We start from the raw sequence: 26,916 nt of genomic DNA on the forward strand, positions 1-26,916 counted from the left end.
AACTTGCAATTGCGATCCTGTGCAGTGATAATGCGCCAGCGCGTTGGGGAACAGCCAACGCTCTCAATGGGGGCTCTGTTGGTTCTCCCGCAACACTACTCTGTTTACCAGGTCAGATCCGGAAGGAAGCAGCCAAGGCAGATGACGTGTGTGCCGGGATGTAGCTGGCAGGGCCCCCACCCATTTCTGCCTCCCTGAAAAAATTCTCTCCCTCAAAAAAATATTATCCCTGAATTTAAAAGGGATATGTAATATATCCTTCATTGCACTGAAATAATATTGTCATAAACCTGTAATAATAGACTGGCAAATTAATGTCGGGGTGTTTTTATTGTGTCATAAGCAAAAAATATATCAGTGGATTGCATCCCTAACTTCGTGTATTAAATAAATAACTTATTCCGAAGGGAAGTCACAAACATGGCAACTGCAGTCTTAAACGTAAAAATTGATGAAGCGCTAAAAGAAAGACTTCGCCATTATGCTGAAGTGAATAATGAGAATTTAAGCGTCACGACAGAAAAACTGCTGCTGCTGGCGTTTGAAGCAGCAGAAGAGGCGGGAGTATCGGAAGAGGATATTGATAATCAGCATACGGAAGAAGAGAGTGTATCTCCTTTTACTCCTAAAGAAATCAAAGCTCTACGCAAACTTCTGAAGAAGAGAAAATGAAACAACAACTGTCTACCGCCAATGACTACAAAGAGGCCTGCGACCTGCTGCGTTCAGGCTATGTGAAACACGTACGTCTTGGCTGGAATGTTGGAAGTGATGAGTTCTTTCGCATAGCGTCTGACTGGTGTGATACGGGCGCAAAAATAAAGAAAGAAGGAGAAAATTTCGTTATTTCTCTGAAAGGTTTCCCGATCCCTCCTCAGCACTGATGACAAACCTGTGAAAACTGCTGACTGCAATGTTGCAGCCAGCAGTTTTTATTTCTCACCTGGTTATATAACGCCGCGTTTTAAAAAAATGTCGCTTTTATTCAATGTGGTCCATAAGGGTTTAATTCGCAGCAGCGCATTTTCCAGCTCGGCCGAATCCATTGAGAAAGGCATCCGCAGATAGCGGTCAAAGGCCCCTGAAAGACCAAATCGCGTTCCGGTTCCCAGATGAATCCCCAGCGTCTCCGCTCGTGCGCCAAACTGTGTGGCGACCCTGCCCGGCAGCTCCACCCAATACGACAGTCCCCCTTGTGGCTCATGAAAACGCCATTCAGGAAAATGCTCGCGCATTAACGCGCCGCAGCGGTCGCGGCGTTCCGTCAGCATCTGTCTTCTTGCGGGCAGAAACGCGTCGGAGTGTTCAATCAACCACAGCGTCGCCAGCTGTTCCAGCATCGGCGAGCCCAAATCCAGGGTATCGCGCGTCTGGGCAAGCGTCGCAATGGTGCGCGACGAGGCGCGGATCCACCCCAGCCGCAAACCACCCCAAAAACTTTTCCCCGCCGAACCGAGCGTAATGATATTGGCCTGCGGGTTAAACGCCGCCAGCGGCGGGGGCGGGGGCGCATCAAACCACAGATCGACCATGGTTTCGTCCACCACCAGCGTAGTACGAGTTTGCGCGGCGATATCCGCGATGGTCTGGCGGGTGGCAACGTCCATGCAGCGCCCGGTCGGATTATGAAAATCTGGCATCAGATAGGCCAGACGCGGTGCGGTTTGCGCCAGCGTGGCGGCAAATCCGTCCGTGTCCCAGCCCGATTCCGGGAGCGCCACGCCGACGGGGCGGCAGGACGCGCCCTGGATCGCCGCAATCGCCAGCGGGTAAGTGGGATGATCCACCACCACCCGATCGCCCGGCCCGGTCAACATTCGCAGCACCAGCGCCAGCCCGCTGACGGCGCCGTTGACCACCATGATTTCATCCGCCCGCGTCGGCAGCCCGCGCGAACAGTAGCGTGCGGCGATGGTTTCACGCAGCTCCGGCAAGCCCAACTGGTCATAGCCTGTCTGCGAGAGATGCTGGGTCATGGCGGTGAGCGCGTGGGTGTAGGCCTGGTGAATTTCCGGCCCGGCGCTGAGGGCGGCGGTGGAGAGATCCAGCGCTACGCTTGCCGCCGCCCGCGTCGGGACGGCATGGCTGTCCGGGAGAATAATGCGCGAACCGCTGCCGTGGCGGCTCTCCAGATACCCGGCGTCGCGCAGATGCGCCAGCGCGCTACTGACGGTCGTGCGACTCACCGCAAGCGCTGCCGCCAGTTCACGTTCGCCGGGCAGACGCGTATCCAGGGCCAGCCGTCCATCAAGGATCAGCAGGCGCAGCGCGTCCGCCAGCTGACGCCAGAGCGTAGTGCGGGAAGAGGGCTGTTGCCAGTGGCCTAACAGGCGCACCAGAGACTGACTACCGAAACGACGGGATGACATATGCAGTCCACTATTTGAAAACTGGACATTAATCATAGAGCCATTTTCCGCCAGGATGAAAGCATAACCTGCTGGAGAAAAATAATGCTGCGTCGCTTACTGCAACTTTACGTCGGACTGGGATTTTACGGGCTTTCTACCGCGATGTTCGTCCGCGCCGATCTGGGTGCTGATCCGTGGAACGTGTTTCACCTGGGCGTCGCCCGCCTGCTGGCGATGGACATCGGCACGGTGATGATTTTGACCGGCGCGCTGGTGCTGCTGTTCTGGATCCCCCTGCGCCAGCGTCCGGGGCTGGGTACCATCAGTAACGTGATTGTCATTGGTCTGGCCGCCGATGCATCGCTGTCGCTGCTGCCTGAGATGAGTTCGCTGGTGGCCCGCAGCGCGCTGCTGATCTCCGCCGTGGTGGTGAACGCCCTGGCGACCGGAATGTACATTGGCGCCGGCTTTGGCTCCGGGCCGCGCGACGGCCTGATGACCGGGATCAACGCCCGTACCGGCTGGTCGGTGCGCAGCGTGCGTACCGCGATTGAAGTGTCCGTCCTGCTGATTGGCTGCGTGCTCGGCGGTACCTTCGGCGTCGGAACCGTGCTCTACGCCCTGGCCATCGGGCCACTGATCCAGATCTGCCTGCCGTGGTTTCGTCAGAAGCCACAGGTGATTATCGCGCCAGAGCCGGAGCGAATTGTTTAATTTGCGAAGCGCTCACATGCTTTAACAGCCGCCCTGTGCCAGAATACCGGCATCTCCCGTTGCGATACTGAAAGCATGAAAGCCATCACTCTCTATGACGTTGCCCGCCTGGCGGGCGTTTCCTATCAGACCGTTTCCCGCGTGATTAACGATGCGGAGCACGTCTCCGCCCGCACCCGGGAAAAGGTGCAGCAGGCGATGGCGGAACTGCACTACGTCCCCAACCGTGGCGCACAGCAGCTCGCCGGGAAACGCACCCGCACGCTGGGGCTGATCACTACCGATCTGGCGCTGCATGCGCCGTCGCAAATTGCCTCGGCGGTGAAATCTCGCGCGGGCGAGTGCGGGGCCAGCGTGCTGATTTCGATGGTGGAGCATCCCGAACGTTGTCAGGCGGCCCTTCAAGAACTGCTGGCCCAGCGCGTGGAAGGGTTGCTGGTCAACGTTCCGCTCGACGATCCGCAAGCTGAGCACATTCGTCAGCTGGCCGCGCCGGTGCCGGTTTTATTCTTTGATGTCTCCCCCGAAGCGAAAGTGCATCGCCTGGCGTTTGATGCGGAGCAGGGCGCGACGCTCGGCGCGGAGCATCTGCTTTCGCTCGGGCACCGGCGAATAGCTTTGCTCAGCGGGCCAGAAAGCTCGGTCTCGTCGCGCGCGCGTCTCGCGGGCTGGCAGGCGCGGCTGGCGCAGGATGAAATCGTGCCGTGCGCGATTGCTCATGGCGACTGGAGCGCGGCGTCCGGGTATGAAAAAGGCCATCAGCTGCTGGCGGGTAGCACGCTTCCTGATGCCATTCTGGTGGCGAACGATCAGATGGCGCTCGGCGTGATGCGCGCCTGCGCGGAAAAAGGGGTGGCGGTTCCGGGGCAGATTTCGGTCGTGGGGTTTGATGATACGGCCGACAGCGCCTGGTTCTCTCCGCCGCTGACCACCGTCCGCCAGGCGTTTCGTGTTGCCGGAGAGCGCAGCGTCGAGTGGCTGCTGTCGGGATCAACGGATGCTCTCTGGCAAACGCAGCTCCCGGTTACGCTGGTGGAGCGCCACTCCAGCGCCCGTCACGCCCCGCAGCAGGCCGACCGCGAAGCGCTGGCCCGGCAGCTGAAATCCCTGGCGCTGATGGCCGAGCAGCTGGCCCGGCAATAATCCTTTTGTGATCTGGCTCGCTTTGCCGCCGTCAGATCCTTTACCCGATCTTTCCTCCAGGGCATTGTGACTAAAATTGTGAGCGCTTCGCAAAAGAGGTCATTATGTCTGTCGCATCCCCGTACTCTCTGAAATCTGTTTTAGCTCGTCGCGACTGGGAAAACCCCGGCGTCACCCAATGGCACCGTCTGCCTGCCCATGCGCCGTTTCATAGCTGGCGCGATGAAAATCAGGCCCGCGAGGAGGAGGATCCTTCGCACAAGAAAGTGCTGAACGGCGACTGGCAGTTCCGCTTTTTCAGCGCGCCGGAGCAGGTTCCCGAGAGCTGGATAACCCAGGAGTGTACGGATGCGGTCGTCACGCCGGTGCCATCCAACTGGCAGATGCAGGGCTTCGATACGCCGATCTACACCAACGTCACCTACCCGATTATGGTTAACCCGCCGTTTGTGCCAGCCGAGAACCCAACGGGTTGTTACTCGCTCACATTTGAGGTGGATGAACAGTGGCTGGAGAGCGGGCAGACGCGCATCGTTTTCGACGGGGTAAACTCGGCGTTTTATCTCTGGTGTAACGGGGAGTGGATCGGGTATTCCCAGGACAGTCGCCTGCCTGCGGAGTTTGATCTCACCGCGGTGCTGAAACCGGGCAGTAACCGTCTGGCCGTTTTGGTACTGCGCTGGTGCGACGGCAGCTATCTCGAAGATCAGGATATGTGGCGCATGAGCGGGATTTTCCGCGACGTGTCGCTTCAGCATAAACCCGCCACGCACATCGCTGACTACCACTACGTCACCGAGCTGAATGCGGATTACGATCGTGCAAAATTGCAGGTGGAAGTGGCCCTTGGCGGCGAGGCGTTTGCCGAGTGCGAAGTGGCGCTGACTCTCTGGCAGGGCGACGAATCGATTGCCACCGCGACGGCTCGTCCGGGCTCGGCGGTGGTGGACGAACGCGGCAACTGGGCTGAACGGTTAAACGTCACACTTGCCGTCGAGCGCCCGGCGCTGTGGAGTGCCGAAACGCCCACGCTGTACCGCCTAACCCTCGCCCTGCACGACGGGCAGGGAAACCTGCTGGAAGCGGAAGCCTGCGACGTTGGGTTCCGCCGCGTCGAAATCAGCAACGGCCTGCTGAAAGTGAACGGTCAGCCGCTGCTGATCCGTGGGGTGAATCGTCACGAGCATCACCCTGAAAACGGACAGGTGATGGACGAAGCCACCATGCGTCGCGATATCGAGCTGATGAAGCAGCATAACTTTAACGCCGTGCGCTGCTCGCACTACCCGAACCATCCCCTGTGGTATCGCCTGTGCGACCGTTACGGCCTGTACGTGGTGGACGAGGCGAATATCGAAACCCACGGCATGGTGCCGATGAGCCGTCTGGCGGACGATCCGCGCTGGCTCCCGGCCATGAGCGAGCGCGTGACGCGTATGGTGCAGCGCGACCGCAATCATCCGTCGATCATTATCTGGTCGCTCGGCAACGAGTCCGGCCACGGGGCGAACCACGATGCGCTTTATCGCTGGATCAAAACCACCGATCCGACGCGCCCCGTGCAGTACGAAGGCGGCGGGGCCAACACGGCGGCGACGGATATCGTCTGCCCGATGTACGCCCGCGTCGATCAGGATCAGCCCTTCCCGGCGGTGCCTAAATGGTCGATTAAAAAGTGGATCGGCATGCCGGACGAAACGCGCCCGCTGATCCTCTGCGAGTATGCCCACGCGATGGGCAACAGCTTCGGCGGGTTTGCCAAATACTGGCAGGCGTTCCGCAGCCATCCGCGTCTGCAGGGCGGGTTCGTCTGGGACTGGGTCGATCAGGCGCTGACCAAAAAAGACGACAACGGCCAGCCATTCTGGGCCTACGGCGGTGATTTTGGCGATAAACCCAACGATCGCCAGTTCTGCCTGAACGGGCTGGTGTTCCCGGATCGCACGCCGCATCCGGCGCTGTTTGAAGCCCAGCGCGCTCAGCAGTTTTTCACCTTTACGCTGGTGAGCACTTCGCCGCTGGTGGTGGAGGTTCATAGCGATTACCTGTTCCGCCACAGCGACAACGAATCCCTGCGCTGGAATATCCTGCGCGACGGCGAGGCGCTGGCGAGCGGTGAGGTGGTGCTGTCGATTGCGCCGCAGGGCTCGCAGCGTATCGAGATCGCCCTGCCGGAAATCACCGCCGCTCCGGGGGAGGTCTGGATGAATCTCGACGTCTTCCAGACGGCGGCCACCCGTTGGTCGCCAGCCCATCATCGCTGCGCCTGGGATCAGTTCCCGCTGCCTGCGCCGCTTTACGTGGCAACGCCGGTTGTCGGCCCGGCGAAACCGGCGCTGACCGTCAAAGAGGCGGTTCTGGAAGTGAGCCATCAGGGGCAGCGCTGGCAGTTCGATCGAACCAGCGGGGATCTCGCCCAGTGGTGGAATAACGGCATCGAAACCCTGCGCTCGCCGCTGACCGACAACTTTACCCGCGCGCCGCTCGATAACGACATTGGCGTTAGCGAGGCGACGCGCATCGATCCGAACGCGTGGGTGGAACGCTGGAAAGCGGCGGGTATGTATAGCCTGACGCCGCGCCTGCTGCACTGCGAAGGCGAGCAGCGCACGCACGAAGTCGCCATCACTACGCGTCATGCCTGGGAATTCAACGGCAAAACCCTGTTCCTGAGCCACAAGGTCTGGACTATCGACAGTCACGGCGCGCTGCACGGCGATGTGCAGATTCAGGTGGCGAGCGATATTCCGGAGCCTGCGCGTATCGGCCTGAGCTGCCAGCTGGCAGACGCGCCTGATTCGGCAAGCTGGCTTGGTCTCGGGCCGGATGAGAACTACCCGGACAGAAAATTGGCCGCGCGCCAGGGCCGCTGGACGCTGCCGCTCGATGCGCTGCATACGCCGTACATCTTCCCGACGGAAAACGGCCTGCGCTGCGACACCCGCGAGCTGGCGTTTGGCACACACCTGCTGCAGGGGCAGTTTCACTTCTCCCTCAGCCGCTACGGTCAGCAGCAGCTGCGCGACACTACCCATCATCACCTGCTGGAAGCGGAGCCGGGCTGCTGGCTGAGTATCGACGCCTTCCATATGGGCGTCGGCGGCGATGATTCGTGGAGCCCGAGCGTGTCGCCGGAGTTTATCCTGCCTCATCGCGCTCTGCGTTACGCGTTTAGCTGGCGACAGGACTAAACTTAACCTCGTTATATGCGGTCACACCGGTGGCCGCATCATCACTTCGGAGGTTTGACTCATGAAGTATGTCGATGGTTTTGTGGTCGCTGTTCCCGCGGAAAATAAGGAGGCTTATCGCGAGATGGCAGCAAAAGCGGCCCCGTTGTTCAAAGAGTTTGGTGCGTTACGGATCGTGGAGTGCTGGGCTGACGATGTCCCCGACGGGAAACAGACCGATTTTCGCATGGCGGTGAAAGCCGAAGAGGGCGAAGAGGTGGTCTTTAGCTGGATTGAATATCCCTCGAAAGCCGTTCGCGATGAGGCGAATAAAAAGCTGATGTCCGACCCGCGCATGAAAGAGTTCGGCGAGTCGATGCCCTTTGACGGCAAACGGATGATCTACGGCGGATTCGCGCCGCTGCTGGACGAGTAATCGCTGCGCCCGGCGAGACTGGCCGGGCTTTTACTCGGGATCGAGATTGTTTTCCGCCCACATGATGAATTCCACTTTTGGCATCGCTTTACTGTAGAGCCACCCTTGTCCGTACTGCACGCCGTGACGGCGCAGCCACTCCAGCTGACCTTCCGTTTCAATCCCTTCGGCGACCATCGCCATCTTCAGTGACTTCGCCATCTCGATAATGTGCGGGGTCACGTTTTTGTACTCCAGCGCATCGACGAAGGACTTGTCGATTTTGAGGGTGTCCACGTCCAGATCCTGCAAATAGCTGAGGCTCGAATAACCTGTACCAAAGTCGTCGATATAGACCGGATGGCCGGAACGGCGCAGGCTGGCCACGGCTGGAGCGCTGATTTTCGGGTCGGCAAAGCCGCGTTCAGTCAGTTCCAGCGCGATCTGCTGCGGTTTGATTTGCCACTGGTTCAGGAGACGGCTCAGCAGCGACGGCAGTTCGCCGCAGAACAGATCCGCAGGCGAGAGGTTGATGGAGATATGCTGATCCGGATAGTGGCGCAGCCATTCCCCCATGTCTTCAAACACTTTCTCGATCACCAGCCGGGTGAGGCGGGTGGTGAGCCCGGTCTGCTCGGCCAGTGGGATAAAGATGTTTGGCGACAGCATGCTGCCGTCCGGCTGCGGCCAGCGCACGAGGGCTTCGGCCCCGGTGATTTTGCCGGTATCCAGCGCCACAATCGGCTGATAGTGCACCACCAGCTCGCGGGCGTTGATCGCATCCAGCAGGCGATAGCGCGGGGATTGCAGGCGGCGCAACACGCGCATGATAAACGCGGCGGCCACAATGCTGATTAACGCGCCAAAGGGCAGCCAGAACAGCAGCTGCTGGTGCCAGCTCTCTTTTAACGGGACAAGAGAAGCCCAGGCGACCACGGCATAGCGCAGCTCCGGCACATCTTTCACCACATACATGGACCCTTTATGCTGAAGTTGTGTGAGATGCTGGCCATGGAGTTGACTCCAGACGTCCTGATTCAGTGGATTACTGCTCGCGAAAACCACTCCGCTGTCCTCACCGACCAGGGCCGCTTCAATCGGCCAGGAGCCAAAGGGGATCACATCAATCAGGGAGGCCGGGTCGATCACCACCATGTAGTGACCCTTTCCCAGCACCAGCATAAAACGCTTAAAGCCCAGATCGTTTTGTTGCGTCAGCCAGGCGCTGTAGCCGTCGACGGTGACGCGCGCCGGTGGCGGGAAGCGGGCGGCGTTGCTGACTTGCTCGAGGGACGAGCAGACGGGTTTTTGATCATCGACATACATCACTTCCTGCACATAGCGCAGGGAGTATGCCACCCGGCGCATCTGTAACAGATGTTCGTGGCTGCAGGGGACATCCTGGAATTCGTTAAGCTGGTTGAGGGCTGTTTTACCTTGGCCCACCACGCGCTCTGCGCGGATCAGCACGCGCTCGGAGTAGCGGTCAAGGGCGGCGACAAAAGTATCTTCCGCCTGGCGATGGGCCAGCCAGACGCTCAGGCAGATGGGGATCAGCACGGCAATGATCAGAACACCGGTCACCAGGCTGACCAGTTGGCGAGTTGTCATGCTTGGGTTTCCTTTCTGATCCGCTGATTTAGATTACCGCCGAATAATAATCTTATAGTATGCGGCAGAGTTTGATTTCATTCAGGTAAGGCCAATGAAAAAAAAAGAGTTTGTGACGCAAGACCTGCTGAGCAAAATTTACCAGGATACGACTCCCGGACCCCGAAAATTGTCTCCGGAAAGGCAGCTCGCCGAGGAGTACGGCGTGTCGCGCTTCACCATTCGTCAGGCGCTGGAAAAGCTGGTCAGCATCGGGGTGGTGCGGATTGTGCAGGGTTCGGGGATCTGGATCAACGAGCAAGCGCGTAATAATCCTCTGGTTTATAACTCGATCACCGAGAAACGCTTCGATCAGATCCGATACCGGATGATCAGCCTGCATAAAACGCGGCCCGATCGCGCGGCGCAGCAGATTTTTGGCATCGACGAGGAGAGCTTTATCTGGCACTTCTGCCGCCTGCGCTACGTGGATGACGCGCCGGTACAGCTTGAAGTGTCCAGCATGCCGGTGGCGGATTTTCCCGATCTTAATCAGCAGGCGATTGAGCGTTCCATCCAGCAGTACGTTCTGAGCAAAGGTTTCACCATTTCCCACATGCTGACCACCTATCGCGCGGTGAGCGTCAGCCGTGAACAGGCGATGATGCTGGGCTGCAAGAAGGGCAGCCCGGCGATGCACATCAACAACCGCGGCATTCTGGACGGGGGACGCGTGTTTGAGGTGAGCGATATTATCGACATCAACTACACCTGTACCTACGTCATCCCCTGGAACCGCGACAACCTGGCCTGGCGGCAGAATCAGGGCGTGTGAATCGCGCCGTCGGGCAGGCGGCTTTGCGTCCACTCGTGTGGGCGATAGACCACCGGATGGGCCAGCGCCAGCTCCTCAACGAAGCCCACGCCGATTCCCGCTGCTTCTGGCGGATAGACAAATCCCTCTTTCGCGACGGGGGCACCCGGGAAAACCGCGTCCGTGGTGGCGGATCGGGGAATAAATTCCTGAATCGCCGCATTGTGCAGATGAATATTCAGATGGGTATTCACCGCCACGCCGATCGGGGTCATATCGCCCGGCCCGTGCCACGCCAGACGCACACCAAAAGCCTGACACAGATGCGCCAGCTTGATGGCCGGGGTGATGCCGCCGATTTGCGAGACGTGGCAGCGGATGAAGTCGATGCGGCGATTGACGATCAGGTCGTGCCATTCCGCCGGGTTATTGAATAGCTCGCCCAACGCCAGCGGGACGCAGCTTTGCTGGCGGATCTGCTCCAGCCAGGCGGTTTGCTGCGGCGGTAAAATATCTTCGATGAAATAGGGCTGGAACGGCTCAAGCTGTTTCGCCAGCTGAACGGCCTGCTGCGGGAATAAGCGTTCGTGAACGTCGTGGAGAATATGCAACTTCCAGCCGTATTTTTCCCGCAGCGCGCGGAACATCTCGACGGTATTCGCCATGTACTCCTGCTGATCGAACCAGGCGCCGGGCGTCGGGTTCTCCGGGGCGTGCAACGCCGACGGCGTGCCGCCGTAAAAGCCGAGCTGGCAGCGAATATGGCGATAGCCCTGGGCCAGCAGTTTATCCACCGAAGCGAATAGTTCTTCCAGCGTTTCGCCGCTGGCGTGGCTGTAGGCGGGGATGGCATCACGGGATTTGCCGCCGAGCAGCTGATAGAGCGGCATGTCCGCCAGCTGGCCTTTGATATCCCACAGCGCCATATCGACGCCCGAAATCGCGTTGTTCATTAGCGGGCCGTTACGCCAGTAGGCGTTGACGTTCATCATCTGCCACAGATCTTCGATGTTGTTCGCATCGCGCCCAATGAGCAGCGGCTTCAGGTACTCATCCACCAGGGTTTTGACCGCCAGCGGGCGCTGTTGAAAGGTGGCACAGCCGTGCCCGATAACGCCCTTGTCGGTGGTCACGCGCACCATCACCAGATTATGCCGGTCCGGTCGGGTAATAAAACATTCGATATTTTTAATCATCACAGGCGTCACGAAATAACTCCTTGGGGGCTCTGTGGGAATAGGTTATGGGGAATATCATCACCCTAAAAATGTTGGCGGGTAAACCGTTTTTTTGACTATTTATTTTGGTCAGGTATTTAACGGTAAAGTAATTAAAAACCAGACCAATTTTGGACTTTCATGGTGTTGGTATCTTTTTAAATGGCTAACTGTGAGCGATATCAAATTTTATTGGTTTGTTTTGTTGTGAGGGTTTAATTATCCTCGTGGCAACATTAAAACGACAACAACATCCGGCAGGAGTTTTTATGGGGACGCAAGAAGCCATCAATAATATTATTCGTCTGGTCGGCGGCCAGGGGAATATCAATAAAGTCTGGCACTGCATGACGCGCCTGCGCTTTGATCTGATTGACGATAATAAAGTGGATCAAACGGAGATTAAAAAACTGCCCGGCGTGCTGGGCGCGCAGCTGCAAAGCGATCAGTTTCAGGTGATTATCGGGCCGAAGGTGAACAGCTGGTACGAGCAAATGCTGAACGTACTGGGAAATCACGAGGAGGCGGCTCCGGCGGCGACCAAAGGGCGTAAGAGTCTGGTATCGCTGTTTATGGATACGGTCTCGGGTGTGTTTGGCCCAATCGTACCGGCGATTGCCGGGGCGGGGATGATCAAAGGGCTGCTGGCCGGGCTTATCGCCCTGAAAGTGGTTTCGGCGAAAAGCGACACGGTGATGGTGATCGATCTTATCGCCAGCGGCGTGTTCTACTTCCTGCCGTTTTTCCTCGCGGTCTCGGCGGCGAAGATCTTCAAAACTAACGAATATCTGGCGGCAGCCGTCGCGGCCTGTCTGATGTATCCATCGCTGATCGAGGCGGCGAAAGCGCTGGCGACTCATCAGGAGGGCGCAGTCAGCGCCATCTGGCTGCTGGATGTGATCCCGGTGTCGGTCTTTAACTATGCCTCGAGCGTCATTCCGGTGATCTTCTCTATTCTGGCGCTGAGTTACATTCACCGCTGGGTGGACAGCATCATGCCCGACGTGCTGAAAACGGTCTTCACCCCAACGCTGACGCTGTTCCTCGGCGCGCTGGCGGCGCTGGTGGTGATCGGGCCGATTGGCATCTGGCTGGGTAAAGGGCTGGCGCTGTTTATCGAGGGGCTGTTTGGCGTATCGGCGAGCTTCGCGGGGCTGGTGGTCGGCGCGATTCGTCCGGTGGCGATCCTCACCGGGATGCACCACGCGATGACGCCGATTGCGCTGCAAAACTTTAGCGATCGCGGGTACGACATGCTGATGCCGATGATGTTTATGGCCAACATGGCGATTGCCGGGGCGACCTTTGCGATCTGGCGTTTGAGCCGCGATCGCCAGGAGAGAACGGTCACTCTGTCAGCGGCGATCTCTGCCCTGCTCGGGATCACGGAACCGGCGCTGTTTGGGGTTCTTACGCGCTACAAAAAAGCCTTTATCGCGGCGACGATCGCCAGCTCGCTGGCCTCGGCGTTCATCGCCTTCTTCGGCGTGCGTCTTTACGGCTACATCCTGTCGAGTATTTTCAGTCTGCCTGCCTATATCGGGCCGTACTTTGTCTTTGCCCTGGCGGGGGTGGTGATGGCGCTGGTGCTGTCGTTTGTCCTCACGACCATGCTGGTGGGAAAAGAACAGGCGCAAGAAAAGTAAGCAAAACCCTCGCCTCGCGGCGGGGGTTGTTTTTTGTTCTGGACTCGGATACGATTCTGTTATGTTATAACAAAACATGACGAGTTGACCATGAAAGCAGATATCCATCCGTACTACCGCACCGTCGTTTTTCACGACACCAGTGCCAACGAATATTTTAAAGTAGGCTCGACGATTAAGACCGATCGCGAAATCGAACTCGACGGCGAGACGTTCCCGTACATCACCATCGAGGTCTCGTCGAAATCGCATCCGTATTACACCGGTAAGCAGAAAACCTTCTCGACCGAAGGCAGCGCGGCCCGTTTCCGTCAGCGTTTTGGCGGTTTCATTAATGCGAAGCGAGGTTAATCATGCAGGTACTTAACTCGCTGCGCAGTGCCAAACAGCGCCACCCGGACTGTCAGATTGTGAAACGCAAAGGCCGCCTGTACGTGATCTGCAAATCTAACCCGCGCTTTAAAGCGGTGCAGGGACGTAAGAAAAGACGTTAACTGAACTCCTTTCGCCAATTTTCCAGGGATCTTAACTGCTTGCCGTCGACGCTGAAATTGTCGGCGGCAAGCCAGTTCTGGAAGGCGCGATCCAGGGCTTTCCACTCCGTATCAATAATTGAAAACCAGTCGGTGTCGCGGTTGTGGCCTTTGACCACCAGCGCCTGACGAAAACGCCCTTCATACTGGAACCCTAAACGCAGCGCCGCCCGGCGCGACGGCTCATTCAGGCTGTTACATTTCCACTCAAAGCGACGATAGCCCAGCTCATCAAACACGTAGCACATCAGCAGATACTGCGCCTCCGTGGACATCGGTGTGCGGCTCAGCAGCGGGGAAAAATGCACATGGCCAACCTCAATCACGCCATTTTTCGGGTCGATTCGCATCAGCGCCAGCGTGCCGACTGGGGCATTGGTGCGGTTGTCGATCACCGTGAAATGCATCGGATCGGCGAGCTCGCAAACGCTCTCGACCCAGGCGGTAAACGCTTCTGCGTTCGCATCCGGTTCGCGCAGCAGCCACGTCCAGCTCCGGGTATCTTCCGCCAGCTGGTAGGCGGCAAACAGCGCGGCGGCGTGCTCCGGGCGTAACGGCGTCAACGAGCAATAGTGCCCCTTAAGTTCCACGCGCGCCGGATGCTGTCGCGGCTGCCAGTCGAGTAGTTCCTCGCCCACGGGCTGCCCAAACTGATTGAATTGGTTCATGTTGATTCTCGTTGGCTTAAGTTGAAGCTTAGAGTAAGGAAATTGTGGTCCTGCAAAAAGGTCCACCTGAGTGTGTTATGGTGGTACCACGGAGGACTAAATGAACATTCCAGGCGACGACTTTTACGCATTAATCACTCAGGCGCTGCAAAGCCGCGGGTCCGGGACGCTCCAGCGAGCGCTGTATCGCGCCTTGCGCGAGGCGATTTTGAGCGGCAGATTGCAGGCTGACAGCCGCCTGCCGGGCTCGCGGCTGATCGCCTCCCAGCTGGCGGTTTCCCGCAATACGGTCAACGCCGCGCTGGAACAGCTGACGCTCGAAGGCTATTTGCTTCGCAGTCGCCAGGGGACGCGGGTGGCGCATCTGGGGCATCGCGAGGCAGGGCAGTCGCCGCCCGCACTGGATGTGACGCTCGCCAGCCGGATGGCCTCTCTTCCCGCACCGACACCGCGCGGGACGCCAGTTCCTGCGTTCACGCCCGGTACACCGGCGATTAACTATTTCCCGCTGCCGCTCTGGCGACGACTGTACGATCGCGTGCTGCGGGAAGAGGGCAGCGCGCTGCTGGGGTATGGATCGCCGGCGGGGGAGTTATCTTTGCGCGAGGCGATTGCGCGGCATCTTGCCCTGTCGCGCGGGATTCAGTGCGATGCCAGCCAGATTGTGATCACCGAAGGGGCGCTCGAAGGGGTGAGCCTCTGTACGCAGCTGTTGAGCGAGGCGGGGGATATCGCCTGGACCGAAGATCCGGGTTATGCCGGGGCGAAAAGCGTGTTTGCCAAATCGGGCCTGACGATGGTCGGGATGCCGGTCGACGAAGAGGGTATGCGCCTGGAGACGCAGGAGCACTCGCCGAAACTGATCTTCACTTCGCCCTCGCATCAGTTCCCCTATGGAAGCGTGCTGAGCATCAACCGTCGCCTGGCGCTGCTGGAGTTTGCCCGTCAGCATAACGCGTGGATTATCGAAGATGATTACGACAGCGAGTTCCGCTACAGCGGCGAGCTGGTTCCGGCGATGATGGGCATGCAGGATAACCCGCCGGTGGTCTATCTGGGAACGTTCAGCAAGACGCTGTTTCCGTCACTGCGCACCGGATTTATGGTGCTGCCGAAGGCGCTGGCCCACGCCGCAAACCCGGCGATCGGTTCGCTGCTGCGCGGCGGGCATCGGGCTGAGCAGCGGACGCTGGCGCTGTTTATCGAAGAGGGGCATTACGCGCGACATCTGGCGGCGATGCGTCGGCTGTATCGCAAGCGTTACCGACAGTTACGCGAGGCGCTGGCCGCAGAACTGCACACTCCGCACCGGGTGCTGGCCGGAGAGGGCGGGATGCATCTGACCGTTGCTATTGATGGCGTGGATGATACGGCGATTGTGCAGCAGGCAAAACAGTATCAGCTGGGCCCGGCTGCCCTGAGTGGCTATTACCTGGATACGCAGCGGGGGCAAACCGGTCTGGTACTGGGATACGGCAATACGTCGGCGTCGCAATTTGCGCCTGGGATCAGGCGCTTGCAGAGACTGATTACGCAGTGGCAGGACGAGAAAGGGTAAACACGTCGTAGAACGACAGTTCGCCTTTGGTGGAGATCATCTTCTGCAGTTTGGCCTTTTGCGCTTCTTCCACGTTCGGCGAATGCAAAATATTGCTGATCAGCTCCGACGGCACATAGCGCGTGTTGTACCATTCGCCGTTGTAGCAGACGCGGAAGTCCAGCACGTCGATATCTTCGTAGCGATAGCGAGGATTGACGTCGAAGAAGAAAAAGGCGTTGAAGACGATGAATAACACCACCAGCAGCCAGACCGAGTCGATCAGCGTTTCAGACTGCAGCATGACGACCAGCGTCGCCAGCAGCGCGGCATACATCGCTAAAAACAGGCCAGGGTGTTTACGGATAAAGCTGATGCTAAAGCGCGGGCGATTATCGCGCTTTTCGCGGGAGTTCAGATCGTCGATGGTTTCAGTAAGCAGGCGCTGTATCTCTGTCATTTATAACCTTCATGAATTTTGCAAAATACAGGGGATCTGCCCATTTTAGGGGAGCGGCGGAGGTGAAAGAAGTAACAGTTATGGGCATAAAAACCATAACAGTTACCGATTTCAGGCTTAAAGCGTTTTGATGATCTTAGCCGGGTTTCCGCCGACGACGACGTTCGCCGGAACGTCTTTCGTGACCACGGCACCGGATGCCACGACCACGTTATCACCGATAGTTACGCCGGGATTAATGACCGCGCGGCCACCAATCCAGACATTATGACCGATAGTCACCGGTTTACCCAATTCAGCGCCGCTATTGCGTTCCGTCGCATCGAGCGGATGGGTGGCGGTATAAATATGCACGCCTGGCGCCAGCATACAATTATCACCGATATGAATCGGGCAGACGTCCAGCATCACGCAGTCGAAATTCGCGTAGAACGCTTTGCCGAGGAAAATGTTATAGCCGTAATCGCAGCGAAAACTTGGCTCAATATACGCGCCTTCGGCCTGGCCGAGGAGTTCAGTCAGCAGGGTGCTGCGTTCTGCTTTGGCATCGGGGCCGGTGTGGTTGTAGCGGTGAACCAGATGGCGAGCGCGCAGACGATCTGCCCGCAATGTTTCGTCAGAGGGGCGATATAGCTCACCGGCAATCATCTTTTGTTTTTCTTCACTCATGGGACACCTCACTGGAATACTCTTTGCGCCATAGCGTAAAGAACCTCACCGTGAAAGGGAACGTTCCCATTGGGCTGATGTGATGATAGTCACAACATTGTTGCCGACGTGCACATTTAGAACGATGGGTCTGTCTGTCACACAGGGATCGTAAATCGAAAGGTGAATTCAGCGTAAGAAGGTAACAATACAATCTTAAAAACAGAGTTCTGGAATTAACGGACAAATTTCCACACAGAAACAGGGATTTTGTCATACAGCTTATTCATGGTTAACTCGGCCAGACGGTGGTCGGCGGCTGAATAAAATACAGCCAGTTCATGATCGGGCAGCTCGTATTTATTTTTTTCAATAACACGTTCCAGGGTGTCCAGTGACTGGCAACGTCGCAAGCGCATCAAATAATCTGTCTTTGTTAATGGTTTATCAGACATAAATTCACCTTAGTATTTGTAATAATTTTAACAGGAGTGACTGACCGGGTTAGCTCTGCTCGCGTTGACGAAACAACGGAATAGGCGATTTCCCGATTTACGCCATTTTTGTAAATCCTGTGTGTTAATGCCATAACTGCTGAACAACATAAAGGTGTCGTCCAGATATTCATCAATTTGCTCAATCAATTTATTATCTTCATTGTACTTAATTTTATAATTAAGTGCGAAGGTTGCTATATGCTCAATGAGTTCATTGAGCTGCAAATTGATAGCGGAGGTCGGATCATTAACCCAGCCATGGTTACTTTCATCAAGATTGGCAAGGCAGTCATGGTACAAGGATTCGCAGAGAAATTTCAACTGCGCGATATCATGCCTTTTTGGCGAGTACTCGTCCATAGCGCATCCCCTTTTGAGTGATTCTTTACTCACCGAACATCAACGTCGGGATGGATACAACTAGCTTACCTTAACGGGTGCTTTTTCCTGATGTCTTTAACTATAAACCAGCCTGATCAAGATTTCACCGCGCTATTACGAAAAATTACAATTAAAACTTAAGCCACCAAACGTTGAGCGATTGTCCATCATTAATGGGGCCATTTTTAGCCTAATCAAGGCTGGCAATTTGGCTGCTACCTTAGGATTCATCAAGTTACCTTAAACTTTCGCATGAAATCAGGATTCGGACTTGTTGATTACACGACAAAATTAGCCAGGAATAATCCTAATATTCTTCCGCAGGAGATGAAATTAAAATTCGGCGTTTCATTGATTCACGATTTCATTAAACAACATACGCGTAATGAGGCTGACGTAAAATAAATAAACCAACAATAAGCGTAATTTATGATTTTGTTCAGACAAAGAAAAAGGCCGCAAATTGCGGCCTTTTTAGCATGTGAAACCGGTATCAGTGATGATCTACTGAGTGACTGTGTTCCACGTCTTCATTCTTACGGCTGAAGCGGCGGCGGACCACCACGAAGAACACCGGAACGAAGAAGATAGCCAGTACGGTTGCGGTAATCATCCCGCCCATGACACCGGTACCGACGGCGTTCTGCGCGCCGGAGCCTGCACCGGAGCTAATAACCAGCGGCATTACCCCGAGGATAAACGCCAGGGAGGTCATCAGAATTGGACGCAGACGCATACGTACGGCTTCAAGCGTTGCCTCAATCAGGCCCTTACCTTCTTTATCCATCAGATCTTTGGCGAATTCGACGATAAGTATCGCGTTCTTCGCCGACAAGCCAATGGTTGTCAGCAGGCCCACCTGGAAGTAAACGTCGTTGGTCAGGCCACGGAATGTCGCGGCCAGCAACGCACCGATAACCCCCAATGGCACCACCAGCATGACCGAGAACGGAATCGACCAGCTCTCGTACAAGGCTGCCAGACACAAGAACACCACAATCAGCGAGATGGCGTACAGGGCAGGGGCCTGGTTACCGGACAGACGTTCCTGGTAGGACATCCCCGTCCAGTCGTAGCCGATGCCGGAAGGCAGTTTCGCCGCCAGCTCTTCCATCAGGTTCATCGCTTCACCGGTACTTCTGCCTGGTGCCGCCTGACCGAGGATTTCCATCGACGGCAAGCCGTTGTAACGCTCCAGACGCGGTGAACCGTATTCCCAACGTGAGGTGGAGAAAGCGGAGAACGGAACCATCTGACCTTCGCTGCCGCGCACGTACCAGTTGTTGATATCGTTCGGCAACATACGGTATTGCGCTTCGGACATCACGTACACTTTCTTCACACGACCGCGGTCGATGAAGTCGTTGACGTAGCTACCGCCCCAGGCTGCGCCCAGCGTGGTATTGATGTCGCTAATAGAAACGCCCAGCGCCTGTGCTTTTTCCTGGTCGATATCGATCTTGTACTGCGGGGTATCTTCCAGGCCGTTAGGACGTACGCCGACCAGCAGGTCAGGGTGTTTCGCTACTTCACCAAACAGCTGGTTACGCGCCTGAGTCAGTTTTTCGTGACCCAAACCGCCCTGGTCGATCAGCTGGAAGTCGAAGCCGGTCGCGGTACCCAGTTCCACGATCGCTGGCAGGTTAAAGGCGAACACCATCGCATCTTTAATCTTCGAGAAGGTGCCCATCGCACGACCGGTGATCGCTTCGACTTTGTTCTCTTCGCCTGGACGCTCGCTCCAGTCTTTCAGAGAGACGAAGGCAATACCGGTGTTCTGACCACGACCCGCAAAGCCAAAGCCGTTAACCGCAAACACGGATTCAACGTTCGCTTTCTCTTTGGTGAGGTAGTAATCGGTCACTTCATCCAGCACTTTCTGGGTACGCTCTTGCGATGCACCCGCCGGAAGCTGCGCCATAGTCAGGAACACGCCCTGGTCTTCGTCTGGCAGGAAGGAGCTTGGCAGACGAACGAACAGGAACGCCATGCCGACCACGATGATGATATAGAGCAGCAGATAACGACCGGTGCTGCGCAGGATGTTGCCCACGCTGTCGGTGTAGTGGTGCGTGCTCTTATCAAACATGCGGTTGAACCAGCCGAAGAAGCCTTTCTTGTTGTCGCCGTGATCGCCTTTCGCGACGGGCTTCAGCATGGTGGCACACAGAGCTGGCGTCAAGATCAATGCCACGAGAACCGACAGGGCCATCGCCGACACAATGGTGATGGAGAACTGACGGTAAATCGCACCGGTTGACCCGCCGAAGAAGGCCATTGGGATAAATACCGCCGACAGAACCATCGCGATACCGACCAGTGCGCCCTGAATCTGGCCCATTGATTTACGCGTCGCTTCCTTCGGCGGGAGCCCCTCTTCGGCCATCACACGCTCGACGTTTTCGACCACCACGATGGCGTCATCCACGAGCAAGCCGATGGCGAGCACCATCCCGAACATCGTCAGGGTGTTTATCGAGAAGCCGAATATCGCCAGTATGGCAAAGGTCCCCAACAGAACGACCGGTACCGCGATGGTTGGAATCAACGTCGCGCGGAAGTTTTGCAGGAACAGATACATCACCAGGAACACCAGGATGATCGCTTCAACCAGCGTTTTCACCACTTCGTGAATCGAGATCTTAACGAACGGGGTGGTGTCGTATGGGTAAACAATTTTCAGACCTGACGGGAAGAACGGCTCCATTTTCGCCAGTTCTGCACGGATCGCGGTTGCGGTATCCAGCGCGTTCGCGCCGGTCGCCAGTTTAATCCCCAGACCGGAAGCCGGCTGGCCGTTAAACTTCGCCACGATGTCGTAGTTTTCACCGCCCAGTTCGACCTTCGCCACGTCGCGCAGGCGAACCTGTGAACCATCCTGATTCACTTTCAGCAGAATTTTACTGAACTCATCGGCGGAGGTCAGACGGGTCTGCGCGATGATCGAGGCGTTCAACTGCTGCCCTTTCACCGGCGGCGTGCCGCCTAACTGACCGGCTGCCACCTGGGCGTTCTGCGCTTTGATCGCGCTGATCACGTCCACCGGGGTCAGCTGGAAGTTGTTCAGTTTGTTCGGGTCCATCCAGATACGCATCGCGTACTGCGAACCAAACAGCTGCACGTCACCCACACCAGAAGTACGGCTGATGGCGTCCTTCATGTTGGCGCCCACGTAGTCGGAAATATCCTCCTGCGTCATGGTGCCGTTGGTGTTGATAACGCCGACAACCATCAGGAAGCTACTGGATGATTTCTCCACGCTCACGCCCTGCTGCTGGACTTCTTGCGGCAGTAACGGCATCGCCAGCTGCAGTTTGTTCTGCACCTGAACCTGCGCGATATCCGCATCGGTACCAGACTGGAAGGTCAGCGTGATCTGAACCGTACCGGTTGAGTCACTGTTGGAGGACATGTACATCAGGTTATCGATACCGTTCATGTTCTGTTCGATAACCTGTGTCACGGTGTCCTGCACCGTTTTTGCATCAGCCCCAGGGTAGGTCGCGGTGATCGAAACGGCCGGTGGCGCAATCGTTGGATATTGCGCTACGGGCAGCTTCAGGATCGCCAGTCCCCCTGCAAGCATGATGATGATGGCGATCACCCATGCGAATATGGGGCGATCGATAAAGAAATTAGGCATGTCTTAACGGCTCCTGTTTAAGTTAAGACTTGGTTTGTTCTGACTGGCCACCGGCTGCGGCTTGTTGTTTATCGTCAGATTTGACTTCCTGGGCTTTCACCTGCGCGCCAGGACGTACTTTTTGCAAACCAGAGACAATCACGCGATCGCCATCTTTCAAACCGTCCGTCACCAGCCATTTGTCGCCAATCGCCTGCGTAGCAGTGATTTGACGCGTTTCGACTTTGTCATCCTTACCCACTACCAGCGCGCTGGCATCACCGCGCGGCGTACGTGTTACGCCCTGCTGTGGAACCAGAAGTGCGGTTGGGTTGGTGCCTTCTTCCAGACGGGCACGCACGAACATACCTGGCAACAGCGTGTGGTCAGGGTTCGGGAAGATAGCGCGTAAGGTGATAGAACCGGTGGTTTGATCGACGGTCACGTCAGAGAATTCCAGCGCGCCAGCCTGTGGGAACTTGATACCATCATTGGTGACCAGCTCCACTTTGGCTTTGCCGTTTTCTTGTTTCAGCGCACCGCTTGCCAGCTCTTGTTTCAGACGCAGGAAATCGTTACTGGACTGCGTGACATCCACATAGATCGGATCAAGCTGCTGAACGGTAGCCAGCGCAGTGGCCTGTCCGTTCTGAACCAGCGCACCTTCTGTGACGGAAGATTTGCCAATGCGACCGCTGATAGGGGAGGTCACTTTGGTGTACGCCAGGTTAATGCGCGCCGTTTCAACGGCTGCTTTTGCCGCGAGTACCGCAGCGTTCGCCTGTTGAGAATCGGCCAGCGCCGTGTCGTAATCCTGTTGGCTGATGTACTGCGTGCCGAGGAGTTTTTTATAACGGTTCAGCGTCAGCTGGGAGATTTTGGCAGCCGCTTCGGCCTTCGCCAGATCGCCTTTCGCACTTTCGTACGCGGCCTGATAGGTTGCCGGATCAATCTGATACAGAGACACACCCGCTTCGATATCACCACCCTCGGTGAAGTTACGTTTCAGGATGATCCCGCTAACCTGAGGACGAACTTCCGCAACGCGGTAAGCGCTTGTACGGCCTGGTAATTCTGTGGTGATTTGAAGAGGTTCAGTTTTCAGCGTAACGACACCGACTTCTGGCATCTGCTGTGCTCCCTGTTGAGCCTGTTTCTCATCACATCCTGTAAGCGCTAAGCCGCCTGAGAGCATCAGAACGATCGCCAGAGGCGTTAACCCTCTGTTTTTGTTCATATGTAAACCTCGAGTGTCCGATTTCAAATTGATCAATGGATCAAAAGTCCGCAAACCCATTGCTGCGTTTATATTATCGTCGTGCTATGGTACATACATTCATAAATGTATGTAAATCTGACTCCTGTAAATTCATTGACGTATGGCACGAAAAACCAAACAACAAGCGCTCGAGACACGTCAACACATTCTGGATGTGGCATTACGTCTGTTTTCGCAGCAGGGGGTCTCTTCGACCTCTCTGGCGCAGATTGCTCAGGCCGCTGGCGTCACACGGGGAGCGATTTACTGGCATTTCAAAAACAAGTCAGATTTGTTCAGTGAAATTTGGGAGTTATCAGAATCCAGTATTGCCGATCTTGAGACTGAGTATCGGGCAAAATTCCCTGACGATCCACTCTCAGTATTGAGAGAAATTTTGGTTCATGTTCTTGAGGCGACAGTGATTGAGGAACGACGCCGCCTGATGATGGAGATCATCTTCCACAAATGCGAGTTTGTCGGCGAAATGGCCGTTGTACAACAGGCGCAGCGCAGCCTGTGCCTCGAAAGCTACGATCGCATCGAATATACGCTAAATCAATGTATTCAGGCTAACATGCTCCCGGCAAATTTGCTGACTCGTCGTACCGCTATTTTGATGCGCAGCTATATTTCCGGGCTGATGGAAAACTGGCTCTTCGCCCCCGAGTCGTTCGACCTGAGACAGGAAGCGCGCAACTACGTCGCCATTTTGCTGGAGATGTGCCAGTTCTGCCCGACGCTGCGCGGCGACCCTGATTCCCTTCCGGCCTGACTGGCGCCAGGAATTTTCCTGGACGCTGGCCTTCGCGCTATTCTGCCTGCACCTGCCGTGATATTCTTCGCGCCAGACTATTTCCGGTCATTTCTGACATCAAAATCATCACTATGCTGCACTACACACGCTCGCAAAACCCCGTTTTTGTCCTGATTTTCGCCGTGCTGTTTTTCTTCGCCACGGCTCCCGCCGTCCATGCCCGCGCTGACAACAACAGCGATGGTCCGACGCGGGCGGATATTCAGTCTCAGCTGGACACCCTGAACAAACAAAAAGAGCTGACGCCGCAGGAAAAGCTGGTGCAGGCCGATCTGGCCGAGACCATTGAGACGCTGGATAAAATCGAGCGCGTGAAAACAGAAACCACGCAGCTGCGCCAGAAAGTGACCGAAGCGCCGGACAAAATGCGTCAGGCGACGGCGGCGCTGAACGCCCTGAGCGACGTCGATAACGACGACGAAACCCGTAAGACTCTGGCGACGCTCTCCCTGCGCCAGCTGGAATCCCGCATGACCCAGGTGCTCGACGATCTGCAAACCGGGCAGAGCGATCTCGCCACCTACAACAGCCAGCTCGTCTCCCTGCAAACTCAGCCGGAACGCGTGCAGAACGCCATGTATTCGGCCTCGCAGCAGCTACAGCAGATCCGTAACCGCCTGAATGGCACCACGGTGGGCGAAGGCGCGCTTCGTCCGACGCAGCAAACGCTGCTCCTGGCCCAGCAAACCTTGCTCAATGCGCAGATCGACCAGCAGCGTAAGAGCCTCGAAGGCAACACCATTTTGCAGGATACGCTGCAAAAACAGCGGGATTATGTCACCGCCAATATTAATCGCCTGGAGCATCAGCTCCAGCTGCTGCAGGAGGCGGTTAACAGCAAACGCCTGACCCTGACGGAGAAAACGGCACAGGAAGCCGTCTCGCCGGACGAAACCACCCGCATCCAGAGTAACCCGCTGGTGAAGCAGGAGCTGGATATCAACCATCAGCTTAGCCAGCGTCTGATTCAGGCCACCGAAAGCGGTAACTCACTGGTTCAGCAAAATATCAAAGTGAAGAACTGGCTGGATCGTGCCCTGCAGGCCGAACGCAATATCAAAGAACAGATTGCGGTCCTGAAGGGCAGCCTGCTGCTGTCGCGCATTCTGTATCAACAGCAGCAGACGCTGCCGTCCGCCGACGAGCTGGAAGACATGACCAACCGCATCGCGGACCTGCGTCTGGAGCAGTTTGAGATCAACCAGCAGCGCGACGCGCTTTTCCAGAGCGACGCCTTTGTCGCCAAAGTGGAAGAGGGCCATACCAGCGAAGTGAACGACGAAGTCCACGATGCGCTGCTGCAGGTGGTGGATATGCGCCGCGAGCTGCTGGATCAGCTCAACAAACAGCTGGGTAATCAGCTGATGATGGCGATCAACCTGCAAATCAACCAGCAGCAGCTGGTGAGCGTTTCGAAAAGCCTGAAAGAAATTCTGACCCAGCAAATCTTCTGGGTGAACAGCAACAAACCGATGGACTGGGACTGGATTAAATCCTTCCCGGAGACGCTGAAATCCCAGATCAAGAGCATGAAAATCACCGTCAACTGGGAGAAAGCCTGGCCTGCGGTGATGATTGCGTTTCTCGCCGGTCTGCCGTTGTTGCTGATTGCGGGACTGATCCGCTGGCGTCTGGGCTGGCTTAAAAAATATCAGGCTAAGCTCGCCCATGAAGTGGGACAGCTGCGCAATGACAGCCAGCTGCATACGCCGAAAGCAATATTGATCGATCTCATCCGCGCGCTGCCGGTGTGTCTGCTGATTCTGGCGGCGGGGCTGATCCTGCTGACCATGCAGCTCAACATCAGCGATCTGCTGTGGGCGTTCAGCAAAAAGCTGGCGCTGTTCTGGCTGGTGTTTGGCCTGTGCTGGAAAGTGCTGGAAAAAGACGGCGTGGCGGTACGTCACTTCAATATGCCGGAGCAGCTCACCAGCCACTGGCGCCGCCAGATTGTGCGCGTGAGCCTGGCGCTGCTGCCGCTGCACTTCTGGTCGGTCGTGGCCGAACTTTCCCCGCTGCATCTGATGGATGACGTCCTCGGCCAGCTGGCGATCTTCCTCAACCTGCTGCTGATTGCCGTGCTGATGTGGCCGATGTGCCGCGACAGCTGGCGGGATAAAGAGTCGCATAACATTCGGCTGATCACCGTCACCGTGCTGGCGATTATTCCGCTGGCGCTGATGGTGCTCACCGCCACGGGCTACTTCTATACCACGCTGCGCCTGTCGGGCCGCTGGATTGAAACCGTCTATCTGGTCATTCTCTGGAACCTGCTGTATCAGACGGTGCTGCGCGGTCTGAGCGTCGCGGCGCGCCGCATCGCCTACCGTCGTGCGCTGGCTCGTCGTCAGAATATGGTGAAAGAGGGCGCGGAAGGGGCGGAGCCGCAGGAAGAGCCGACCATCGCGCTGGAGCAGGTCAACCAGCAAACGCTACGTATTACCATGCTGGTGATGGTGGCGCTGTTCGGCGTGATGTTCTGGGCGATCTGGTCTGATTTGATCACCGTGTTTGCCTATCTCGACAGCATCACGCTCTGGCAGTACAACGGCACCGAAGCCGGTGCGGCGGTGATGAAAAGCGTCACCATGGGCAGCCTGCTGTTTGCGCTGGTCTCCACCGTGGTGGCCTGGGCGCTGATCCGCAACCTGCCGGGTCTGCTGGAAGTGCTGATCCTCTCACGCCTCAATATGCGTCAGGGCTCGTCTTACGCCATCACCACCATTCTGAACTATGTGATTCTGGTGGTCGGGGCGATGACCGTCTTCGGCTCGCTGGGCGTCTCGTGGGATAAACTCCAGTGGCTGGCAGCCGCCCTGTCGGTCGGTCTCGGTTTTGGCTTGCAGGAGATCTTCGGGAACTTCGTCTCTGGCCTGATCATTCTGTTCGAACGCCCGGTGCGTATCGGCGATACGGTCACCATCGGTACCTTCTCCGGGACGGTCAGCAAGATCCGTATCCGCGCAACGACAATCACCGACTTTGATCGCAAAGAGGTGATCATCCCGAACAAAGCCTTCGTCACCGAACGTCTGATCAACTGGTCGCTCTCCGACACCATCACCCGCGTGGTGATCCGCCTCGGCGTGGCGTACGGATCGGATCTGGACAAAGTGAAAGCGGTACTGTTGCAGGCCGCGACGGAGCATCCAAAAGTGATGCACGATCCGGCGCCGTCGGTGTTCTTCACCACCTTCGGGGCAAGCACCCTGGATCATGAGCTGCGTTTATACGTGCGTGAGTTGCGGGATCGCAGTTACGCGGTGGACGAACTGAACCGCACCATCGATCGTCTGTGCCGTGAGAACAATATCAATATCGCTTTCAACCAGCTGGAAGTTCACCTGCGAAATGAGAAGGGTGATGAGCATACGGAAGTGAAGCGTGAAGTGAAGGGCGATGACCCGACACCAGCTTGATCTTATTCCCTCTCCC

The 26,916-nt window shown here is 56.7% G+C and carries 23 protein-coding genes and 1 other RNA gene; 14 read left to right on the forward strand and 10 right to left on the reverse strand.

The genetic code is table 11. The annotated features are described in order from the left end of the window. Positions 1–76: 76 nt before the first annotated feature. The 3 genes from ffs (at position 77) to U9O48_RS05430 (ending at position 884) form a co-directional block, all read left to right on the forward strand. An RNA gene (gene ffs / locus U9O48_RS05420) (signal recognition particle sRNA small type) lies at positions 77–173 on the forward strand. 247 nt (positions 174–420) lie between these two features. Beyond that, a complete protein-coding gene (locus U9O48_RS05425) occupies positions 421–672 on the forward strand; it encodes a hypothetical protein (protein ID WP_014830890.1) in 252 nt (83 codons plus the stop codon). Continuing rightward, on the forward strand, positions 669–884 hold the full coding sequence (locus U9O48_RS05430) for a hypothetical protein (RefSeq protein WP_014069144.1): 216 nt from the start codon (positions 669–671) through the stop codon (positions 882–884). Before U9O48_RS05425 ends, U9O48_RS05430 begins: the two co-directional genes overlap by 4 nt. 63 nt (positions 885–947) lie before the next feature. On the opposite strand, the gene U9O48_RS05435 is transcribed toward U9O48_RS05430, so the two are convergent. Beyond that, positions 948–2,369 (reverse strand): PLP-dependent aminotransferase family protein, encoded by a 1,422-nt coding sequence (locus tag U9O48_RS05435; RefSeq protein WP_324723744.1) that lies wholly within the window; start codon positions 2,367–2,369, stop codon positions 948–950. 84 nt (positions 2,370–2,453) lie between these two features. On the opposite strand from U9O48_RS05435, the gene U9O48_RS05440 reads away from it, so the two are divergent. From U9O48_RS05440 to U9O48_RS05455, 4 genes are all read left to right on the forward strand, one after another. Then, the gene (locus tag U9O48_RS05440; RefSeq protein ID WP_324723745.1) at positions 2,454–3,065 is read left to right on the forward strand and encodes a hypothetical protein; all 612 of its coding nucleotides are present in this window, start codon (positions 2,454–2,456) and stop codon (positions 3,063–3,065) included. A 75-nt stretch (positions 3,066–3,140) separates the two neighbouring features. Next, positions 3,141–4,208: a LacI family DNA-binding transcriptional regulator gene (locus U9O48_RS05445; protein ID WP_324723746.1), complete on the forward strand. Its 1,068-nt coding sequence runs from the start codon at positions 3,141–3,143 to the stop codon at positions 4,206–4,208. 104 nt (positions 4,209–4,312) lie between these two features. Further along, on the forward strand, positions 4,313–7,399 hold the full coding sequence (locus U9O48_RS05450) for a beta-galactosidase (protein WP_324723747.1): 3,087 nt from the start codon (positions 4,313–4,315) through the stop codon (positions 7,397–7,399). Positions 7,400–7,460: 61 nt separating this feature from the next. After that, positions 7,461–7,814, forward strand: a complete 354-nt coding sequence (locus U9O48_RS05455; protein WP_282492604.1) for a DUF1428 domain-containing protein — start codon at positions 7,461–7,463, stop codon at positions 7,812–7,814. 30 nt (positions 7,815–7,844) lie between these two features. Here U9O48_RS05455 and U9O48_RS05460 read toward each other — a convergent pair whose 3' ends face one another. Then, positions 7,845–9,404: an EAL domain-containing protein gene (locus tag U9O48_RS05460; RefSeq protein WP_285153367.1), complete on the reverse strand. Its 1,560-nt coding sequence runs from the start codon at positions 9,402–9,404 to the stop codon at positions 7,845–7,847. A 94-nt stretch (positions 9,405–9,498) separates the two neighbouring features. On the opposite strand from U9O48_RS05460, the gene U9O48_RS05465 reads away from it, so the two are divergent. Continuing rightward, positions 9,499–10,218, forward strand: a complete 720-nt coding sequence (locus U9O48_RS05465; protein ID WP_324723748.1) for a GntR family transcriptional regulator — start codon at positions 9,499–9,501, stop codon at positions 10,216–10,218. Here the strand turns inward: U9O48_RS05465 and U9O48_RS05470 are convergent. Beyond that, entirely contained in the window at positions 10,206–11,405 is a 1,200-nt protein-coding gene (locus U9O48_RS05470; protein WP_324723749.1) for an enolase C-terminal domain-like protein, read from the reverse strand. The genes U9O48_RS05465 and U9O48_RS05470 overlap by 13 nt on opposite strands. A 278-nt stretch (positions 11,406–11,683) precedes the next feature. Here U9O48_RS05470 and U9O48_RS05475 point away from each other — a divergent pair, with 278 nt between their 5' ends. The 3 genes from U9O48_RS05475 to ykgO all read left to right on the forward strand — a co-directional run bounded on the left by U9O48_RS05475 (position 11,684) and on the right by ykgO (position 13,554). After that, complete coding sequence (locus U9O48_RS05475; RefSeq protein WP_285145190.1) at positions 11,684–13,060, forward strand: PTS transporter subunit EIIC; 1,377 nt, start codon at positions 11,684–11,686, stop codon at positions 13,058–13,060. A gap of 90 nt (positions 13,061–13,150) precedes the next feature. After that, the gene (locus U9O48_RS05480; protein WP_095281030.1) at positions 13,151–13,411 is read left to right on the forward strand and encodes a type B 50S ribosomal protein L31; all 261 of its coding nucleotides are present in this window, start codon (positions 13,151–13,153) and stop codon (positions 13,409–13,411) included. Between the two features lie 2 nt (positions 13,412–13,413). Further along, positions 13,414–13,554: a type B 50S ribosomal protein L36 gene (ykgO, locus tag U9O48_RS05485; RefSeq protein ID WP_003859006.1), complete on the forward strand. Its 141-nt coding sequence runs from the start codon at positions 13,414–13,416 to the stop codon at positions 13,552–13,554. Here the strand turns inward: ykgO and U9O48_RS05490 are convergent. After that, positions 13,551–14,261: a GNAT family protein gene (locus U9O48_RS05490; protein ID WP_324723752.1), complete on the reverse strand. Its 711-nt coding sequence runs from the start codon at positions 14,259–14,261 to the stop codon at positions 13,551–13,553. The two genes, ykgO and U9O48_RS05490, sit on opposite strands and share 4 nt — an antisense overlap. Positions 14,262–14,361: 100 nt before the next feature. On the opposite strand from U9O48_RS05490, the gene U9O48_RS05495 reads away from it, so the two are divergent. After that, positions 14,362–15,819, forward strand: coding sequence for a PLP-dependent aminotransferase family protein (locus U9O48_RS05495; RefSeq protein WP_324723754.1), 1,458 nt, complete (start codon positions 14,362–14,364; stop codon positions 15,817–15,819). Here the strand turns inward: U9O48_RS05495 and U9O48_RS05500 are convergent. From U9O48_RS05500 to acrA, 6 genes are all read right to left on the reverse strand, one after another. Continuing rightward, complete coding sequence (locus tag U9O48_RS05500; RefSeq protein ID WP_324723756.1) at positions 15,791–16,258, reverse strand: YlaC family protein; 468 nt, start codon at positions 16,256–16,258, stop codon at positions 15,791–15,793. The two genes, U9O48_RS05495 and U9O48_RS05500, sit on opposite strands and share 29 nt — an antisense overlap. Before the next feature lie 117 nt (positions 16,259–16,375). Then, a complete protein-coding gene (maa, locus tag U9O48_RS05505) occupies positions 16,376–16,927 on the reverse strand; it encodes a maltose O-acetyltransferase (RefSeq protein WP_285145187.1) in 552 nt (183 codons plus the stop codon). 215 nt (positions 16,928–17,142) lie between these two features. Then, positions 17,143–17,361 (reverse strand): HHA domain-containing protein, encoded by a 219-nt coding sequence (locus U9O48_RS05510; protein WP_012016344.1) that lies wholly within the window; start codon positions 17,359–17,361, stop codon positions 17,143–17,145. 27 nt (positions 17,362–17,388) lie between these two features. After that, positions 17,389–17,763: an Hha toxicity modulator TomB gene (gene tomB, locus U9O48_RS05515; RefSeq protein WP_282492595.1), complete on the reverse strand. Its 375-nt coding sequence runs from the start codon at positions 17,761–17,763 to the stop codon at positions 17,389–17,391. Between the two features lie 514 nt (positions 17,764–18,277). Then, complete coding sequence (gene acrB / locus U9O48_RS05520; RefSeq protein WP_282492594.1) at positions 18,278–21,427, reverse strand: multidrug efflux RND transporter permease subunit AcrB; 3,150 nt, start codon at positions 21,425–21,427, stop codon at positions 18,278–18,280. 22 nt (positions 21,428–21,449) lie between these two features. After that, positions 21,450–22,643, reverse strand: coding sequence for a multidrug efflux RND transporter periplasmic adaptor subunit AcrA (acrA, locus tag U9O48_RS05525; protein WP_282492593.1), 1,194 nt, complete (start codon positions 22,641–22,643; stop codon positions 21,450–21,452). A 142-nt stretch (positions 22,644–22,785) separates the two neighbouring features. Between acrA and acrR the strand changes: the two genes are divergently transcribed. Both acrR and mscK read left to right on the forward strand, forming a co-directional pair. Further along, positions 22,786–23,439, forward strand: a complete 654-nt coding sequence (gene acrR, locus U9O48_RS05530) for a multidrug efflux transporter transcriptional repressor AcrR (protein WP_285145186.1) — start codon at positions 22,786–22,788, stop codon at positions 23,437–23,439. Positions 23,440–23,546: 107 nt separating this feature from the next. Further along, complete coding sequence (gene mscK / locus U9O48_RS05535) at positions 23,547–26,900, forward strand: mechanosensitive channel MscK (protein ID WP_324724379.1); 3,354 nt, start codon at positions 23,547–23,549, stop codon at positions 26,898–26,900. Positions 26,901–26,916 lie beyond the last annotated feature (16 nt).

Origin of the sequence: Lelliottia sp. JS-SCA-14, assembly GCF_035593345.1 — a bacterium.
Lineage (GTDB): Bacteria > Pseudomonadota > Gammaproteobacteria > Enterobacterales > Enterobacteriaceae > Enterobacter > Enterobacter wanjuensis.

Bases quoted from the DNA above. Each gene is read 5' to 3' on its own strand.
- U9O48_RS05425 (WP_014830890.1), top strand. From the start codon at position 421: ATGGCAACTGCAGTCTTAAACGTAAAAATTGATGAAGCGCTAAAAGAA.
- U9O48_RS05430 (WP_014069144.1), top strand. From the start codon at position 669: ATGAAACAACAACTGTCTACCGCCAATGACTACAAAGAGGCCTGCGAC.
- U9O48_RS05435 (WP_324723744.1), bottom strand. From the start codon at position 2,369: ATGTCATCCCGTCGTTTCGGTAGTCAGTCTCTGGTGCGCCTGTTAGGC.
- U9O48_RS05440 (WP_324723745.1), top strand. From the start codon at position 2,454: ATGCTGCGTCGCTTACTGCAACTTTACGTCGGACTGGGATTTTACGGG.
- U9O48_RS05445 (WP_324723746.1), top strand. From the start codon at position 3,141: ATGAAAGCCATCACTCTCTATGACGTTGCCCGCCTGGCGGGCGTTTCC.
- U9O48_RS05450 (WP_324723747.1), top strand. From the start codon at position 4,313: ATGTCTGTCGCATCCCCGTACTCTCTGAAATCTGTTTTAGCTCGTCGC.
- U9O48_RS05455 (WP_282492604.1), top strand. From the start codon at position 7,461: ATGAAGTATGTCGATGGTTTTGTGGTCGCTGTTCCCGCGGAAAATAAG.
- U9O48_RS05460 (WP_285153367.1), bottom strand. From the start codon at position 9,404: ATGACAACTCGCCAACTGGTCAGCCTGGTGACCGGTGTTCTGATCATT.
- U9O48_RS05465 (WP_324723748.1), top strand. From the start codon at position 9,499: ATGAAAAAAAAAGAGTTTGTGACGCAAGACCTGCTGAGCAAAATTTAC.
- U9O48_RS05475 (WP_285145190.1), top strand. From the start codon at position 11,684: ATGGGGACGCAAGAAGCCATCAATAATATTATTCGTCTGGTCGGCGGC.
- U9O48_RS05480 (WP_095281030.1), top strand. From the start codon at position 13,151: ATGAAAGCAGATATCCATCCGTACTACCGCACCGTCGTTTTTCACGAC.
- ykgO (WP_003859006.1), top strand. From the start codon at position 13,414: ATGCAGGTACTTAACTCGCTGCGCAGTGCCAAACAGCGCCACCCGGAC.
- U9O48_RS05490 (WP_324723752.1), bottom strand. From the start codon at position 14,261: ATGAACCAATTCAATCAGTTTGGGCAGCCCGTGGGCGAGGAACTACTC.
- U9O48_RS05495 (WP_324723754.1), top strand. From the start codon at position 14,362: ATGAACATTCCAGGCGACGACTTTTACGCATTAATCACTCAGGCGCTG.
- U9O48_RS05500 (WP_324723756.1), bottom strand. From the start codon at position 16,258: ATGACAGAGATACAGCGCCTGCTTACTGAAACCATCGACGATCTGAAC.
- maa (WP_285145187.1), bottom strand. From the start codon at position 16,927: ATGAGTGAAGAAAAACAAAAGATGATTGCCGGTGAGCTATATCGCCCC.
- U9O48_RS05510 (WP_012016344.1), bottom strand. From the start codon at position 17,361: ATGTCTGATAAACCATTAACAAAGACAGATTATTTGATGCGCTTGCGA.
- tomB (WP_282492595.1), bottom strand. From the start codon at position 17,763: ATGGACGAGTACTCGCCAAAAAGGCATGATATCGCGCAGTTGAAATTT.
- acrB (WP_282492594.1), bottom strand. From the start codon at position 21,427: ATGCCTAATTTCTTTATCGATCGCCCCATATTCGCATGGGTGATCGCC.
- acrA (WP_282492593.1), bottom strand. From the start codon at position 22,643: ATGAACAAAAACAGAGGGTTAACGCCTCTGGCGATCGTTCTGATGCTC.
- acrR (WP_285145186.1), top strand. From the start codon at position 22,786: ATGGCACGAAAAACCAAACAACAAGCGCTCGAGACACGTCAACACATT.